The following is a 16202-nucleotide window of genomic DNA, read 5'->3' as shown; positions in this document are numbered from 1 at the left end:
AACGGCCCGTCCAAGATCAGACTGAAGAAGGAAAGTTCAATGTCTTACGATGTGGTTGTCATCGGTACCGGCCCTGGCGGTTATGTTGCCGCAATCAAGGCCGCACAGCTCGGCCTTTCTGTGGCTGTCGTGGAAAAGCGCAAGACCTTTGGCGGCACTTGTCTCAATGTTGGCTGCATTCCTTCAAAGGCGCTGCTGCACGCATCCGAAGTGTTTGCTGAAGCCGGTCATTCTTTCGATACGCTCGGCGTCGAAATCAGCAAGCCGAAGCTTAATCTTGAAAAGATGATGGCCCACAAGGACGCGACCGTGAAGTCGAATACGTCCGGCGTTGAGTTCCTGTTCAAGAAGAACAAGATCACGCCTTACATCGGCACTGGCAAGATCGTTGCGAAGGGCAAGGTTTCGGTGACTGCTGAAGATGGCAGCGTTCAGGAAATCGAAGCCAAGAACATCATCATTGCAACCGGTTCGGACGTTGCAGGCATTCCGGGCGTCAAGGTCGATATTGACGAGAAGGTCATCCTGTCCTCGACCGGTGCGATCGCTCTCGACAAGGTTCCGGGTCATCTGGTTGTTGTCGGCGGTGGTGTGATCGGTCTGGAACTTGGTTCCGTCTGGGCACGTCTCGGCGCGAAAGTCACCGTTGTCGAATATCTCGACAAGGTACTTGGCGCGATGGACGGCGAAGTCTCCAAGCAGTTCCAGCGTCTTCTTGAAAAGCAGGGCATTGTCTTCAAACTCGGTGCAAGAGTGACCGGCGTTGAAAAGGCTGGTAAGGGCGCGAAAGTGACTTTTGAGCCAGTCAAGGGTGGCGATGCTGAAACCATTGATGCCGATGCGGTTCTGATTTCCACGGGCCGTCGTCCTTACACGGATGGTCTGGGCCTTGCGGAAGCTGGCGTCAATCTCGATGATCGCGGTCGCGTTGCAATTGATGGTCATTGGCGCACCAATGTCGAAGGCATCTATGCTATCGGCGACGTGGTTCAGGGCCCTATGCTGGCACATAAGGCTGAAGATGAAGGCATTGCCGTTGCCGAAATTATCGCCGGTCAGGCAGGACACGTAAACTTCGACGTCATTCCGAGCGTTGTTTACACGCAGCCGGAAGTGGCTTCTGTCGGCAAGACAGAAGAAGAGCTGAAAGCCGCTGGCATCGAATACAAGATTGGCAAGTTCCCGTTCACGGCAAACGGTCGCGCACGCGCCATGCTGCACACCGATGGCTTTGTGAAGATTCTTGCCGATAAGGCGACGGATCGCGTTTTGGGCGCACATATCCTTGGCTATAACGCTGGTGAAATGATCCACGAACTGGCTGTTCTGATGGAATTCGGCGGCTCGTCCGAAGATCTGGCACGCACCTGTCACGCACACCCAACCATGTCGGAAGCTGTTCGTGAATCTGCCTTGGCAACCTTCGCCAAGCCGATTCACATGTAATCACTGGTTTAGTTCGGTAAGCAGAAAGGCCCGCGAAAGCGGGCCTTTTCGTATGGTTAGTTCTGTGCCGGAGGCGTAGCAGGCGGTGCTGCCGGAGGCATTGTTGTTTCGCCCTGTGTCGTGGGCGGCGGCGGTGCCGTCGTGTCAGTGCTGCTGCCACTGAGGTAAAAGAAATAACCAAGGATCAGAATTGCGGCGATCAGGATGATAGCGAGCATAAGGCCGCTGCTACCTTTCGGTTGTGGCGGTCTACCAACCGGGTCTGCCATCGGATCGGCATGACGCGGGTTATTCAACGGGTCGTTGCGTGGATCGAGTGGGTCAACCATTAGCTCTCCTCCAGTTGGTTGCAACCATTGGAAAGTTTAACGCGAGCAAGCAGCGATTGTTCCGTGTTACATCGCCGTGACGCGATAGCCTTTATCGCGCAACAATTCGACAAGCCCTTCTTTGCCGGGCAGATGAAGGGCACCGACAGCGACAAAGACGCCGCCTTTTTCCAAAAGCGGCGTTGCGCGTTCCGCCATGATGTGGTTGCGGTCGGTGAGCATGACTTTCTGGAAAAGGTCGTAATCCTCATCGGTCAGATCACCGGGTACGATTTTGCGCAGAGCTGGCATGATCATTCCGGTTTCGCCCTGAAGATAAAGAGCGATCATTGTCTCTGTGGTGTCTTCGATTGCGTCACCAAAGTCGGCCGTGGCAATCAGATTGCGCATATGAAAATCAAGCGGAAGCTTGTTCATGGCGCCCAGCTGTTCGGCTGCTGTCTCCAGCCCTTCAACGGAGCGTCCTTCTTCCTCGGCATCACCCGCGAGCTGACCATCGAGAAAAGCTTCGCCGCGCAGCTTGCGCTCCCGTTCGCATTTGGGAAGTGCCAGCAGGCTGCTGACGATCCAGGGCTTCATTTTGGCGACAGCGCCAAGAACAATGCCGCGCTCCTCGAGCTTCCTGGTGATTTCGACCACGCGGTCGGGTGGCATATGCGATTGCAGCGTCGAGCCGTCGGTAAAAAGCATCAGCTCCGGCTGTTCGAGCTTGAGGCGCAGAAGCGCTTTCTGATCGAGAACGTCGGTGGCTTCGATCACAATGGTGTCGGCAGACGCATAGGCCTTTGCGGCAGCGTCGGGCAATTTCATTACACGCGGGTCGCTGAGATGAATGGTGCCGAAGAGATAGGAGGGGGGCAGTCCATCCTTCTCTATCTTCCAGATAATGCCTTTGTGGTTGGGAATATTCTCTGTGTCTTCCCGCAGCTCCTCCCAGAGTTTGGGATCTTTCTTGTCCAATCCGTCGAGCAGATTGACGCCGCGTGTGGTGCAGGTCGCGGAAGTTTCCTCGGCACGAACATGGATTGAGCTTGCAAAAAGCGCGCAGGCAAACAGGAGAAACAGTTTTTTCATAAAGAGAATATAGGTGGTCGGGCGCGATATGGAATGGCAATTCTCAGGCGCGCGGATGTGCCTTGTCATAAACATCGAGAAGTCGCGCCGTATCGACGCCGGTATAGACCTGCGTTGTCGACAGGCTCGCATGACCGAGCAATTCCTGAATGGTCCTGAGATCGCCACCGCGACCCAAAAGATGTGTCGCAAAGGAGTGGCGCAGCGCATGTGGAGTTGCAGTATCGGGCAGACCGAGACCCGCGCGGAGCTTCTGCATTTCGCGCTGGATGATTGCTGAGTGAAGAATGCCACCTTTCGCGCCGCGGAACAGCGGCTTGTCGGCGGAAAGGTCAAACGGACAAAGCGAACGATATTGTGCGACAGCACGGTGCACTGCCGGAAGCAGTGGCACCATGCGCGCCTTGCCGCCCTTACCGGTGATCGAAATCGAGAGGGCGGACGCGTCATTGAGCGCATCACCGGCAAGGCCAAGCGCCTCCGAAATGCGCAGGCCGCATCCGTAGAGAAGTGTCAGGACAGCAGCATTGCGCGCAGCAATCCACGGTTCCTCAGCCATCTGTCCATCGGCTGCAACAACCCGACGCGCATCTTCGGCGGTTAGTGGTTTTGGCAGAGATTTTGGTTGGCGGGGTGCGCGTATGGCGCTTGCACCGGCTGCATTAACCAGACCACGCTTTTCCAGATGCCGCAGCAGCGAGCGTACACCGGCAAGACCACGGCCCAGTGTGCGGGCACCAACACCCCCATTGCGTCGATTGGCAAGAAATGAACGCAGATCGGCGACACGCAGATTGCCGACATCCTTGATCGAGGGCGGCTCGCCCAGATGATGGGTGAGGAAATGCAGAAACTGGCGCGTGTCGCGCTCATAGGCTTCAAGCGTGTTTTCAGAAAGACGACGCATATCTTTCAGCGTTTTCAGCCATTCCTCGCGCGCGGCCGCAAGATCGGCACGGGCAGGGATCAGGATTTCGCTCTGTGTCGCCATCTTCGGGATTCGCTCTCGCATTGTGTTGATTATAGTCTGCCAGCGATAGGTTGCCGGGCGGTAAATGCCCCACTTTTCGTTTTTCTTGGCGTTTCTGCGGGAAATTGAGTAAGCGATTTAAAAACAGCCCTTAAATTATGGAAATTTTCATGTCGCGCCCAGAGAACCCGATCCAGCTTGCCGTTATCGGAGCCGCCCATGGCATACGCGGCGAAGTCCGGGTCAAGACATTTACCGACGATCCTCTGGCCATTGCCGATTATGGCCTGCTTTATGACGGACAAGGCAAGGCCTATGAGGTGTTGGAGGCACGTTCGGCCAAGACGGTTGTCGTCGTGCGCTTCAAAGGTGTCAATGATCGCAATGCAGCCGAAGCGCTGAACGGAACGGAGCTTTTTATCGACCGTTCGCAATTGCCCGATGACGAGCTTGATGAAGACGAGTTTTTTCAGACCGATCTGATTGGTCTTGAAGCACTTGATGCAGATGGCAAATCTTATGGTGTTGTCAGCGCCCTTTTTGACTTTGGCGGTGGTGATCTGATTGAACTCAGCCTCAAGGGCAAGCGCCCAATGCTGATCCCTTTTACCGAAGCAGCGGTGCCGGAGATCGATTTTGAGAAAGGCACCATACGTGTCGATCCGTATGCGGCGGGATTGATCGCAGACGAAGATGACAATCCGCTTCGCGACGACGAAGAGTCCCCAAACGAAAAGAAGCGGCCGAAGAAGTCATGATCGACCTGCCTGATACGGATAATGCCGAGCAGACTTTTCATGCTTCCGTGCTGACCCTTTATCCTGAAATGTTCCCCGGACCTTTGGGTGTTTCTCTGGCTGGCAAGGCGCTTGCCGAAGGCACATGGTCGCTTGATACGGTGCAGATCCGTGATTTTGCGGAGGGCAAGCACCGCATGGTTGACGACACGCCTTCGGGTGGTGGGGCAGGCATGGTGATGAAGCCGGATGTGGTGGCGCGGGCGCTCGATTCGGTTGGTGATGATCGTCCCATGTTGCTGATGAGCCCGCGTGGTGCGCCACTGACGCAAAAGCGCGTGCGCGAACTGGCGGAAGGTCCGGGTGCCATCATTCTTTGCGGTCGTTTCGAGGGCGTGGACGAACGTGTGATCGAGGGGCGTGAGCTCGAAGAGATCTCGATTGGTGATTATATCCTGTCGGGTGGCGAGACGGCGGCAATCGTGTTGCTCGATGCTATCGTAAGGCTGCTTCCGGGGGTCATGGGCAATCGGGAATCGGGTGAAACAGAAAGCTTCGAGACCGGGCTTCTGGAACATCCGCATTATACGCGTCCGCAGGTTTGGGAAGGGCGTTCCATTCCTGAAATCCTGACATCCGGTAATCATGGCGCGATTGATAAATGGCGGCATGCAGAGGCCGAGCGTATCACAAAGGAACGGCGTCCTGATCTTTGGGAAGCCTATCGAGAGGCAAAACGCAAATGAACCTGATCCAGCGGCTCGAAAGTCTTTCCTTAGCATTGTTGGCGCTTGGTGCTTACTGGATAAGCGGCGTGAGCTGGTGGCTTTTTGCAGCCCTGATTCTCGCACCTGACCTGTCTTTCTTTGCCTATATGAAAGGACCGCGTACGGGTGCGGTCGTCTATAATATCGCGCATAGCTGGATCGGGGTTGTGTTGCTGTCTGTGCTGGGTTGGGCGATGAGCTGGCCGCTCTGCTTTGCGATTGCACTTATATGGGCGGTGCATATCGGCGTGGATCGTGCGCTTGGGTTCGGCCTCAAATACGGGACCGGCTTCAAAGATACCCATCTCGGGCGCATTGGCAGCTGATCGTTATTTCGTTCCCCGATATTGATTCATTTGCGGCAATGGTGTATTGCCGCGCCAGTTCGGGGAAACCCGACATCGTAATATCCGGTTCGGGCAAAGCCCGAGACGTCCGTAAACCAATAAATGGTGTACCGCTCCTGCCTGATTTTCGGGCATAACCGCAAGGCCAAGGTTGCTTGGCGGCAAGTGCAGAGCGCTCTGGCTGTTTGAGAAGAATTCAGAAGGAATCAGACGATGACCGATATCATTCGTCAGCTCGAAGCCGAACAGGCAGCAAAGATCGCTGAAAAGCGCACACTTCCAGATTTCAAGCCAGGCGACACAGTTCGCGTTCAGGTTCGTGTTACTGAAGGTACCCGTACCCGCGTGCAGGCCTATGAAGGCGTTTGCATTGCCCGTTCCGGCGCTGGCATCAACGAAAACTTCACCGTTCGTAAGATTTCTTACGGCGAAGGCGTAGAACGCGTATTCCCAGTTTACTCGCCAATCGTAGAAGGCGTTGAGCTCGTCCGCAGCGGTAAAGTCCGTCGCGCGAAGCTTTACTACCTTCGTGGTCTTACCGGTAAGGCTGCACGTATTGCTGAGAAGAAAGACAACCGCACCAAGGCAGAGCGCGAAGCCGACAAGGCCGCTGCTGCTAAGGCAGAAGCTGCAAAGACTGCTGCTGAATAAGCCAGTTTAGCAAGAATCTGAAAAAGGCGGTCCTCGGACCGCCTTTTTTATTTGCAAAAGCCAAAAGGACGCGTAACATATTGCATAAATCTGCCTTAATTACGCAAGATTGTTACTGCGACACCCTGTTGCGGTTTGTGTTTCTTGACGAAACGCCAAGGCGGGTGCATATGACAGCTCAAATTAAGAACTATTCAAAGGAACTCTCGCAATGAGCGCGCCGCGTACACTTTATGACAAGATCTGGGACGACCATGTAGTGGATCAGCAGGACGATGGTACCTGCCTCCTTTATATTGATCGCCATCTTGTGCACGAAGTGACGAGCCCGCAGGCTTTTGAAGGTCTGCGCATGACGGGCCGCAAGGTGCGCCATCCTGAGAGAACACTGGCAGTTGTTGACCACAATGTGCCGACCTCACCGGACCGTATCAACGGTATCAAGAACGAGGAAAGCCGCATTCAGGTCGAAGCTCTGGCCAAAAATGCCGCTGATTTCGGCGTTGAATATTATTCCGAGCGCGATCGTCGTCAGGGCGTGGTGCACATCGTTGGTCCGGAACAGGGCTTTACGCTGCCGGGGATGACGATTGTTTGTGGCGACAGCCACACATCGACCCACGGTGCCTTTGGTTCGCTGGCACATGGCATCGGCACGTCGGAAGTCGAGCATGTTCTGGCAACCCAGACGCTGATCCAGAAGAAGGCTAAGAACATGCTGGTGCGTGTTGATGGCGAACTGGCTCCGGGCGTCACCGCCAAGGACATCACGCTTGCAATCATTGGCGAGATTGGCACGGCTGGCGGCACAGGCTATGTGATCGAATATGCTGGCAGCGCCATTCGCTCGCTGTCGATGGAAGGCCGCATGACGGTCTGCAACATGTCGATTGAAGGCGGCGCACGCGCCGGTCTGATCGCACCTGATGAGACGACCTTCGCTTACATCACAGGCAAGCCACGCGCACCAAAGGGTGAAACCCTTGAGCAGGCAATTGGCTACTGGAAGACACTGCATTCGGACGAAGGTGCGCATTTCGACAAGATCGTCGAACTGGATGCGGCCAAGATTTCGCCTGTTGTTTCCTGGGGCTCATCACCGGAAGACGTGGTGTTTGTTACCGACATCGTGCCTAACCCTGATGAGATCAAGGACGAAACCAAGCGTGCATCGAAGTGGCGTGCGCTTGACTATATGGGTTTGAAGCCCGGTACAAAGATGACGGATATCACGATTGACCGCGTCTTTATCGGTTCCTGCACCAATGGCCGTATCGAAGATTTGCGCGATGCTGCACGTATGGCCAAGGGCAAGAAAGTTGCCGCTGGCGTAAGTGCAATGATCGTACCGGGTTCGGGTCTTGTGAAGGAACAGGCAGAAGCTGAAGGTTTGGACAAAGTCTTCATCGAGGCTGGTTTTGATTGGCGTGAGCCGGGCTGCTCGATGTGCCTTGCTATGAACGACGACCGCCTGAAGCCGGGTGAACGTTGTGCATCGACCTCGAACCGTAACTTTGAAGGCCGTCAGGGCTTCAAGGGACGCACGCATCTGGTGTCACCTGCCATGGCTGCCGCCGCTGCTATCGCCGGTCATTTCGTGGACATCCGCGACTGGAACTAATCTTTCTTTTGAGAGAGTTTAAGTAAGTTTGAAAATAGCCGTCGGAGTAATCCGGCGGCTTTTTCGTGCTTGGAGTGGCGTCTGAAATCCGACTTTTACTTACTAAATTAGCTGCATTTTTATGCGTTGAATGTATAATGCGTTCTGGTTGGCAAGTGCTTCTTCAGCCTGGCTGAAATGAGGGGTATTGTCAGGTAATCGGATCGGGGGATACGGGCCTATTGGAATGGTTCGTAGGCGTATGCCGGAAAGCGCGGATGGACGGAGCAGAGTTCATACTCCTGATCAACATGACCGTTTCAGGTCTGTTTGTTTTTACCTTTCTCGGTATCGCGGCCTTTGCACGCGACAATGCTGCTGCACCAGTTTTTGCTATCGGCTTCGTTTTTGCGATGCTCTACTTCCTCATAGAACTGCTGATGCCATCGATCCCAAGCCAGAAACTTGGCTATATGCTGGCATTTGCCGCTTATTTCATGACGCTGGCGTCTCTGGTAATCGGGCTTGCGCGTATGTATTCGTCGCCTGTTCCATGGTGGCCGCTCGGGGTGCTTCTGATCGGATCACTGGCAATGGTCTACGGCATTTATGACATTGCGCGCAGTGAGATGATTGGCCAAATTCTGTATCAGGTGCCTTATTTCCTGACATTGATGGTTGCTGTCTGGGTTGTAATGCGCGGGCGTTCAAACACGCGTGCGCAAAGCCGCCCGTTTGGGCGGTCATGGGGTGCGCTTGACGGGCTGATGGCGGGTCTGTTCACAATGGGCGCCATTCATTTTCTGCTCAAACCAGTCCTGGCCTCGCTGGTGGGTGGCGTTGGTGTTGATCCGGACGACTATGTTCGAACCGACTATGCCTTGTTGGTGCAATCAATTGGTGCCGGGCTTTCGGTTGCGGGGGGATTGCTGCTTTTGCTGAGCCTTATGGGCGAATTGATTTCTGATGTGACGCTGCGCTCGGAAACCGATCAGCTTTCGAGCCTTCTCAACAGGCGCGGGTTTGAGTTCAGGGCAGAAGCTTTGATTGATAAATCAAAGCGTATGCGGCAGGCGCTATCGCTCATCGTCTGCGATATCGATTACTTCAAGTCGATCAATGACACCCATGGGCATGCTCTTGGTGATCGGGTGATTGCGGCTTTTGCCGATGAATTGCGCCGTTCGGCGGCCTCCAAGGGCGGCATCGCTGCGCGTATGGGCGGTGAGGAATTTGCCGTTCTGCTTCCCGGCCATACGATCCAGTCGGCATGGCGGTTTGCAGAAAGGGCGCGCCTGGCCTGTGCTGATATCACACTTCCCGGCGTTTCAGGCGATGTAGGCTTCGCGGTGAGTTTTGGTGTCACAGAAATGGAGTTTGATGACTTCTTTTCCGATGTTTACAAACGTGCCGACGGCGCGCTTTACGAAGCCAAGAAGAATGGTCGTAATTGTGTCCGCACAGCGCTGCCGATGATGCTTGATGACAATGTGGTCGAGTTTCGAGGCTTAAACAATGGCCGCAGGCTGAGCTGATGTCGCGTGCACTGGGCTTTACCTTTGGTCGGGGTCTTGTCTACACCGAGCTCTTGTCTACAATTGAGGTGTTTCCGATTTCAGGAAATATATTTTGAGGGAAAGATTGCTCATGACCGTAGATCATGCCGTCGATATAGCGCTTCTTCATCTGCGCGATGCCCATGAGTTCGCGCCGCTGCTTGCGAGCTATGCGCAGGCACTGAAGCGCGGTGCGCCGCGTCGTCCGGATGAGTTTTACGCTGAGCATTTGCTGCAGGACCGCGCCACTGAGATTCTGGGCGCTCGCGTTGACGGCGACCTCGTTGGCTTCGTTATCTTTTACGATCTCCCGGAGCCGGTATCCGGTCTTCGTGCAGGGCAGGTGGATCATATCTACGTGCATCACGATCATCGCGGTAAAGGCATCGCCAAGGCACTCATCGACTTGCTGGCCGACAAGGCAGAAGAACGCAGCTGGTCGAAGCTGGTGCTCAATGCGCCGCGCGTGCCGGAAGATGGCCGCAAGCTCTATGAGCAGATCGCGACTGCTGCCGACTGGTCGAGCTATGTGATTCGCTTCGGCAACTAGGCCTCATCCGCAAAAGTGGATGAAATTACACATGTTTTTGGGAATCCCTGACTTCAATCGTTTGAATGCCGCAATCACGCGATTGTGTCGCTAAGGTGCGACCAATTGTTAGTCTTTTCGTGAAAAAGCTTCTTTGACGAGAGGGTAAAAGCGCAGTAGAAAGCGCCAGATAGGGTCGTGCGACACGATCCAGCCACATTTTCTGGGTCGTGCCGGCGCAGGATCGAAAAATTCTGTTTCCTGCGTTGTGAGCGACATCGAACTCGGTTCTGAATGAACCGCCATTCGTTTCATTCTGCCAATAAAAGACTGGTAAGATGAAGCGGGTAGAAACGTCAGGGAAGCCCACGAGAGCCATGACACAACCGACCGTTACGCGTCAGCGTCCTTTGTCGCCGCATTTGTCGATCTATCGACCGAAGATCACGATGACGATGTCCATCATCCATCGTATCACGGGTGGCGCGCTTTATTTCGGAACCCTTCTCCTCGCTGCATGGCTGATCGCTGCTGCAATCGGCGAAGATGCCTTCAAAACCGTAAGCTGGGTCTATAGTTCGTGGATCGGCTATATTGTGCTGTTCGGCTACACATGGGCGTTGTTGCACCATCTGGCTGGCGGCATACGCCATTTCATCTGGGACATGGGCGCTGGACTTGAAAAGCACACAGCCAGCAAGATTGCCTGGCTGACGTTGGCCTTCTCGCTGCCTGCGACGATCCTTGTCTGGGTTGTTGCTTTCGCAGTGCGCTGAAAGGATTTCTGACATGAGCGATATGCGTACGCCTCTCGGCAAGGTTCGCGGTCTGGGGTCGGCCAAGGAAGGCACCGGCCATTTCTGGTTTCAGCGTATGAGTGCTGTCGCACTCGTGCCGCTGGTTTTGTTTTTCATTGGTCTGGTCATTTCGCTTCATGGCGCAAGCTATGCGGAAGTGAAGGCCGTTCTGGCGTATCCATTCACAGCGCTTGTCATGGCGCTGTTCGTGCTGACCGGCGTTTACCACATGCGTCTTGGCATGCAGGTTATTATTGAAGATTACATTCACGGCGAAGGCATGAAGGTCCTGCTCGTCATGCTCAACACCTTCTTCACGGTGTTTGTTGGTGTGGCTTGCGTTTATGCGATCCTCAAGCTGAGCTTCGGAGGTTGATAGCCCGATGGCTAGTGCACAAAATAATGCAGCCGGTGCTGCGGGCGAAAAGAACTACAAGTTCATTGATCATAAATTTGATGTTGTCGTGGTTGGTGCCGGTGGCGCCGGTCTGCGCGCAACGCTCGGCATGGCTGAACAGGGCCTGAAAACAGCCTGCATCACCAAGGTTTTCCCGACGCGTTCCCATACGGTTGCAGCGCAGGGCGGTATTGCAGCGTCGCTCAAGAATATGGGTCCGGATAGCTGGCAGTGGCATATGTACGATACCGTCAAGGGATCGGACTGGCTCGGCGACACCGATGCCATGGAATATCTGGCGCGTGAAGCACCTGCTGCGGTTTACGAACTGGAGCATTACGGCGTGCCTTTCTCGCGTACCGAAGAAGGCAAGATTTATCAGCGCCCGTTTGGCGGCCATATGCAGAACTTTGGTGATGGTCCTCCGGTTCAGCGCACCTGCGCTGCTGCTGACCGCACCGGCCACGCGATCCTGCACACGCTTTACGGCCAGTCGCTCAAGAACAACGCGCAGTTCTTCATCGAATATTTTGCGCTCGATCTGATCATGACCGACGGCGTCTGCACAGGCGTTGTTGCCTGGAACCTCGACGACGGGACGATCCATCGCTTCTCCGCCAAGATGGTGGTTCTGGCGACGGGCGGTTATGGCCGTTCGTATTTCTCGGCTACGTCTGCTCACACCTGCACCGGCGACGGTGGCGGTATGGCCGCTCGCGCTGGCTTGCCTTTGCAGGATATGGAATTCGTTCAGTTCCATCCGACCGGCATTTACGGCGCAGGCTGCCTGATCACTGAAGGCGCGCGCGGCGAAGGCGGTTATCTCGTCAATTCCGAAGGCGAGCGCTTCATGGAGCGTTATGCGCCTTCTGCCAAGGATCTTGCTTCGCGTGACGTTGTCTCGCGCTGCATGACCATGGAAATCCGCGCTGGTCGCGGCGTTGGCAAGAACAAGGACCACATCTACCTGCATCTCGACCATCTCGATCCGGCTGTTCTGCATGAACGTCTGCCGGGTATTTCCGAGTCGGCCAAGATTTTCGCAGGTGTCGATGTGACCAAGGAACCGATCCCGGTTCTGCCAACCGTTCACTACAATATGGGCGGCATTCCAACCAATTACTGGGGCGAAGTGCTGAACCCGACCTCGGAAGATCCGGACCGCGTACAGCCGGGCCTGATGGCTGTCGGTGAAGCAGGCTGTGCGTCTGTTCATGGTGCTAACCGTCTGGGTTCCAACTCGCTGATCGATCTCGTGGTGTTTGGCCGTGCGGCGGCAATCCGTGCTGGCGAAGTCATTGACCGCGCTGCGAAGATTCCGGACATCAACGAAGCAGCCGTTGAAAAGATCATGGATCGTTTCCATCGTCTTCGTTATGCCAACGGCTCAACGCCGACCGCAGAACTGCGCGAAAAAATGCAGCGCACCATGCAGGAAGATGCGGCCGTGTTCCGCACGGATGAATCGCTCAAGCAGGGCGTGGCACGTATGGCTGAGATCTGGAAAGAACTTCCGGACATCAAGGTCAGCGACCGCTCGATGATCTGGAACTCCGATCTGGTTGAGACGCTGGAACTGGAAAACCTGATGGCAAACGCGATGGTAACAGTCGTTTCGGCTGAAGCCCGTCACGAAAGCCGCGGCGCGCATGCGCATGAGGATTTCCCGGACCGTAACGACGCCGAATGGCGTAAACACACCCTGTCGTGGCTGTCGCCAAATGGCGACGTGAAGCTTGATTACCGCCCAGTTCATCTCGATCCGCTGACGACCGAGGATGAAGGTGGCATCAGCCTGGCCAAAATCGCGCCGAAAAAGCGCGTTTACTAATTGAGGGAATGAGCAATGGTTGAACTCGCACTTCCCAAAAACTCCCGTATGCAGGAAGGCAAGACCTGGCCGCGTCCAGATGGTGCCAAGAATGTAACGGAGTACCGCATTTATCGCTGGTCGCCGGATGACGATGCAAATCCAAGCATCGATACCTATTATATCGACCGCGACGATTGCGGCCCGATGGTGCTCGATGGTCTTCTTTACATCAAGAATAAGATCGATCCGACGCTGACTCTGCGCCGTTCGTGCCGTGAAGGCATTTGCGGTTCCTGCGCGATGAACATCGATGGCGCCAACACGCTCGCCTGCACCAAGGGCATGGACGAGATCAAGGGGCCCATCAAGGTTTATCCGCTGCCGCATATGCCGGTTGTGAAGGATCTGGTGCCTGATCTCAGCAACTTCTACGCCCAGCACCGTTCGATTGAGCCTTGGCTCAAGACGGTTTCGCCTGAGCCGCAGAAGGAATGGCTGCAGAGCCACGAAGATCGTCAGAAGCTCGATGGTCTTTACGAGTGCATTCTCTGCGCCTGCTGCTCGACCTCGTGCCCAAGCTACTGGTGGAATGGCGACCGTTATCTTGGACCAGCCGTGCTGCTTCAGGCCTATCGCTGGCTGATCGACAGCCGCGATGAAGCCAAGGGCGAACGTCTCGACAACCTCGAAGATCCGTTCCGTCTGTATCGCTGCCACACGATCATGAACTGCGCGCAGACTTGCCCGAAGGGTCTCAACCCTGCAAAGGCGATTGCCGAGATCAAGAAGATGATGGTCGAGCGCCGCGTATAATCGCGGCAATCGCCTCTTTTTTGATCCCTGTTGGCCTGCGGCCTCCACGCCTCTTGTGCCGAGATCAAGAAGATGGTGGTCGAGCGCCGCGTTTAGAACGCACTGCATTGAAAGAAAGAAAAGGGAGGCTCTGCCTCCCTTTCCTTTTGTCTCATCTATTGGCAGGGACTTGATCTTTGCTGTTTTGCCGATATCTGATCTAATTAGTGGAATTCATCGCTGCTTTGAAGGTCTTTCATGCTCGATCATATCGGTTTCAACATTTCCAGCATGCCAAAATCCCGCGCATTCTATGATGCAGCGTTAGCCCCTCTGGGCATCACGCGGGCGATGGAATTTGGTGATTGGGTCGGTTATGGCCGAAATGGCAAGCCGGAATTCTGGATCGGTAAGCAGAAAGGCTCAAAGCTTGCAGGCGTGTTGCATGTGGCTTTTTCGGCAGGCACGCGTTCCGAAGTCGATCGCTTCTATGAGGCGGCACTTACTGCAGGCGGACGCGATAACGGTAAACCCGGTCTGCGTGAGCACTATCACCCGGACTATTATGCGGCTTTTGTGATTGATCCCGATGGACACAATATCGAGGCTGTCTGCCATTTGCCGGAATAAAAAAGCGGGCACGGCCCGCTTTTTTCATATTGATCGCTCAGACCAGCTTGGCATCCAGTGTTACTTCGATTGCGCCCAGTGCTTTCGAAAGTGGACAGGATTCCTTTGCTTTCCTGGCGAGACTTGCAAAGTCATCTGCGGAAATCCCAGGTATGGTGGCGTTGAGTGTCAACGCGCTGCGTGAGATTGCGAAACCGCCGCCTGATGCGGGGCCGACTGTTACCGTGGCAGTGGCTTCCAGCTTCTCAGCTGGTGTACCGTGCTCGGTCAGAAGTGCGGAAAGTTGCATTGCGAAACAGCCAGCATGTGCTGCCCCCAGCAGTTCTTCCGGATTGGTGCCAGCGCGGCCACTTTCATCTTCAAAGCGCGCCTTGAAGTCGTAAGGCAAGTCTTTCAATGCACCACTTTGCGTGTTGAGCGTGCCTTTGCCGTCTTTGAGTGTACCTTTCCAGACTGCCGTTGCTTTTCTGTCCATGGGAAGCTCCTCTGTTTGGGTTACACCTCACATAGGGCGGTGCTCCGCTGCTTCCAGTGCAGCCTTCCGGTTTGTATCCGCTGCCCATGCAAGGGAAAGCATCAGAACCATAATTATGATCATGTTGAAGAAAAAGCGGTCATAGGGCATCGGGAAATAGACGAACTTGCCAAGCATCCCGATGAACATGGCGAAAACAATGCCATTGAGCCGAGGAATTGTGGTCTTGATACCGGCTCTCGCCATTGCCGCCCACGCCACCAGTGATACCAAAAGCATTGAAGGCCAGCTTTCGAGATAAAGCGCCAGAATGACACCGCGAATATAAGCCTTGATGAGGAGCAGAAGCGAGAAGTCCGGTTTGAAGCCACTCATGGAATTCTGCATTTGGATGCAGGTGAAATAGAGATGTGCCCACCAGCCGGGATGCCCGGCACGACTGGAGATAAGGAGGCCTATGATAATGGATGCGATGAATGCCGTAAGCAAAGGCAGCTTGCGCCAGCCAAAAAGCACTGCAGCTATCAACAGGGCAAAAATCATTATTATATTGTCGGGTCTGATCGTAAATGACAGAACGAGCAGGACAGATGCGAGCCAGTCCCGCTCTTTCAACAGGGCAAAAATGGCTGCAAAGGAAAATGCAGCCAGAACAATGTCTGGAAAGACAGCAGACGTCATCGGTCCAAAGCCTGCCAGCAGAAGGGCGGGCCCGACCAGAAGCCCGGCCTGAAGCGCGTTATAATAGGCGAGGATCGCAAGGATAATCAGACCAGAAGCAATCGCTGCTGCGAGACTGATGAGATGCCCTCCCAGCACAAGCCCTGTATAGGGTTCGATGAGACGCAACATCTGCACATAGCCGATCTTGACCCTGTACATGATAAGTTGCGACTGAAAGTTATTGGGGCTTTCCCATTGCGCGCGGCGATAATCACCGGCGTATTTCAGAGCGTTGATCTCGTCTGGCGTGGTAACAGCTGCAACCTGCCGCCATGTTTCTTCGTGAAGCGCTGTCGCATCCGGGTAGCGATTCTCAATCGCGGTGGCGATATAAGGGATCATGTCCCAGTTGTTATCGGGTTTCGTAACCGAATAGATCACTGTAACAGCGATAGCCGCCAGAACAGCCAGAGCGCCTGCGATTTTGGATAATCTGTGCAGCAATTCTGCCGACAATAAGCCGCTCTGCATGCGGATGGCTTTGTCTATCAGTCTGTCATCCGTATGCATATGCTCGCGAGTCCCCCGACGCCTAAGCTAGTGCCTGCTCTTTTTTAGCAAAGGTTGAA

General features: G+C 54.8%; 19 protein-coding genes. 13 read left to right on the top strand and 6 right to left on the bottom strand.

Annotated elements, in window-relative coordinates; translation table 11 throughout:
• The first annotated feature begins 39 nt into the window (after window positions 1-39).
• A complete protein-coding gene (lpdA, locus tag C9380_RS11740; RefSeq protein ID WP_128093577.1) occupies window positions 40-1446 on the top strand; it encodes a dihydrolipoyl dehydrogenase in 1407 nt (468 codons plus the stop codon).
• Window positions 1447-1502: 56 nt separating this feature from the next.
• On the opposite strand, the gene C9380_RS11735 is transcribed toward lpdA, so the two are convergent.
• The 3 genes from C9380_RS11735 to C9380_RS11725 form a co-directional block, all read right to left on the bottom strand.
• Window positions 1503-1775, bottom strand: a complete 273-nt coding sequence (locus tag C9380_RS11735; RefSeq protein ID WP_024898527.1) for a hypothetical protein — start codon at window positions 1773-1775, stop codon at window positions 1503-1505.
• Between the two features lie 66 nt (window positions 1776-1841).
• The gene (locus tag C9380_RS11730; protein ID WP_128093662.1) at window positions 1842-2849 is read right to left on the bottom strand and encodes a TraB/GumN family protein; all 1008 of its coding nucleotides are present in this window, start codon (window positions 2847-2849) and stop codon (window positions 1842-1844) included.
• A gap of 43 nt (window positions 2850-2892) precedes the next feature.
• The gene (locus tag C9380_RS11725) at window positions 2893-3840 is read right to left on the bottom strand and encodes a tyrosine recombinase XerC (protein WP_128093576.1); all 948 of its coding nucleotides are present in this window, start codon (window positions 3838-3840) and stop codon (window positions 2893-2895) included.
• Window positions 3841-3989: 149 nt separating this feature from the next.
• Here C9380_RS11725 and rimM point away from each other — a divergent pair, with 149 nt between their 5' ends.
• From rimM to C9380_RS11690, 7 genes are all read left to right on the top strand, one after another.
• Entirely contained in the window at window positions 3990-4577 is a 588-nt protein-coding gene (gene rimM / locus C9380_RS11720) for a ribosome maturation factor RimM (RefSeq protein WP_105705668.1), read from the top strand.
• Complete coding sequence (trmD, locus tag C9380_RS11715) at window positions 4574-5302, top strand: tRNA (guanosine(37)-N1)-methyltransferase TrmD (protein WP_024898531.1); 729 nt, start codon at window positions 4574-4576, stop codon at window positions 5300-5302. The genes rimM and trmD overlap by 4 nt, the downstream gene beginning before the upstream one ends.
• The gene (locus C9380_RS11710; protein ID WP_024898532.1) at window positions 5299-5649 is read left to right on the top strand and encodes a DUF4260 domain-containing protein; all 351 of its coding nucleotides are present in this window, start codon (window positions 5299-5301) and stop codon (window positions 5647-5649) included. Before trmD ends, C9380_RS11710 begins: the two co-directional genes overlap by 4 nt.
• 234 nt (window positions 5650-5883) lie before the next feature.
• The gene (rplS, locus tag C9380_RS11705; RefSeq protein ID WP_024898533.1) at window positions 5884-6321 is read left to right on the top strand and encodes a 50S ribosomal protein L19; all 438 of its coding nucleotides are present in this window, start codon (window positions 5884-5886) and stop codon (window positions 6319-6321) included.
• A 211-nt stretch (window positions 6322-6532) separates the two neighbouring features.
• Window positions 6533-7942, top strand: a complete 1410-nt coding sequence (gene leuC, locus C9380_RS11700) for a 3-isopropylmalate dehydratase large subunit (protein ID WP_100558464.1) — start codon at window positions 6533-6535, stop codon at window positions 7940-7942.
• Window positions 7943-8199: 257 nt separating this feature from the next.
• Entirely contained in the window at window positions 8200-9456 is a 1257-nt protein-coding gene (locus tag C9380_RS11695; protein ID WP_024898535.1) for a GGDEF domain-containing protein, read from the top strand.
• 112 nt (window positions 9457-9568) lie between these two features.
• Window positions 9569-10027 (top strand): GNAT family N-acetyltransferase, encoded by a 459-nt coding sequence (locus C9380_RS11690; protein ID WP_024898536.1) that lies wholly within the window; start codon window positions 9569-9571, stop codon window positions 10025-10027.
• A gap of 25 nt (window positions 10028-10052) precedes the next feature.
• Here the strand turns inward: C9380_RS11690 and C9380_RS27380 are convergent, their stop codons facing one another.
• A complete protein-coding gene (locus tag C9380_RS27380; protein WP_244430463.1) occupies window positions 10053-10385 on the bottom strand; it encodes a hypothetical protein in 333 nt (110 codons plus the stop codon).
• On the opposite strand from C9380_RS27380, the gene sdhC reads away from it, so the two are divergent.
• From sdhC to C9380_RS11660, 5 genes are all read left to right on the top strand, one after another.
• Window positions 10384-10782, top strand: a complete 399-nt coding sequence (sdhC, locus tag C9380_RS11680; protein ID WP_024898537.1) for a succinate dehydrogenase, cytochrome b556 subunit — start codon at window positions 10384-10386, stop codon at window positions 10780-10782. The two genes, C9380_RS27380 and sdhC, sit on opposite strands and share 2 nt — an antisense overlap.
• Before the next feature lie 13 nt (window positions 10783-10795).
• Window positions 10796-11179: a succinate dehydrogenase, hydrophobic membrane anchor protein gene (gene sdhD / locus C9380_RS11675; RefSeq protein WP_374844430.1), complete on the top strand. Its 384-nt coding sequence runs from the start codon at window positions 10796-10798 to the stop codon at window positions 11177-11179.
• Between the two features lie 7 nt (window positions 11180-11186).
• Window positions 11187-13031 (top strand): succinate dehydrogenase flavoprotein subunit, encoded by a 1845-nt coding sequence (gene sdhA, locus C9380_RS11670; RefSeq protein WP_128093575.1) that lies wholly within the window; start codon window positions 11187-11189, stop codon window positions 13029-13031.
• A gap of 15 nt (window positions 13032-13046) precedes the next feature.
• Window positions 13047-13826 carry a succinate dehydrogenase iron-sulfur subunit gene (locus tag C9380_RS11665; RefSeq protein ID WP_024898540.1) on the top strand — a complete coding sequence of 260 codons (780 nt, stop codon included), beginning with the start codon at window positions 13047-13049 and terminating at the stop codon, window positions 13824-13826.
• Window positions 13827-14063: 237 nt separating this feature from the next.
• The gene (locus C9380_RS11660) at window positions 14064-14435 is read left to right on the top strand and encodes a VOC family protein (protein ID WP_024898541.1); all 372 of its coding nucleotides are present in this window, start codon (window positions 14064-14066) and stop codon (window positions 14433-14435) included.
• A 37-nt stretch (window positions 14436-14472) separates the two neighbouring features.
• On the opposite strand, the gene C9380_RS11655 is transcribed toward C9380_RS11660, so the two are convergent.
• Window positions 14473-14910 (bottom strand): OsmC family protein, encoded by a 438-nt coding sequence (locus C9380_RS11655; RefSeq protein ID WP_024898542.1) that lies wholly within the window; start codon window positions 14908-14910, stop codon window positions 14473-14475.
• Window positions 14911-14937: 27 nt separating this feature from the next.
• The gene (locus C9380_RS11650; protein WP_128093574.1) at window positions 14938-16143 is read right to left on the bottom strand and encodes a hypothetical protein; all 1206 of its coding nucleotides are present in this window, start codon (window positions 16141-16143) and stop codon (window positions 14938-14940) included.
• Window positions 16144-16202: the final 59 nt, after the last annotated feature.

This window comes from Brucella pituitosa (assembly GCF_003049685.1).
GTDB classification, from domain to species: domain Bacteria; phylum Pseudomonadota; class Alphaproteobacteria; order Rhizobiales; family Rhizobiaceae; genus Brucella; species Brucella pituitosa.
The sequence above is the reverse complement of the archived record's forward strand: the minus strand, read 5'-3'. Positions and strand labels throughout refer to the sequence as shown.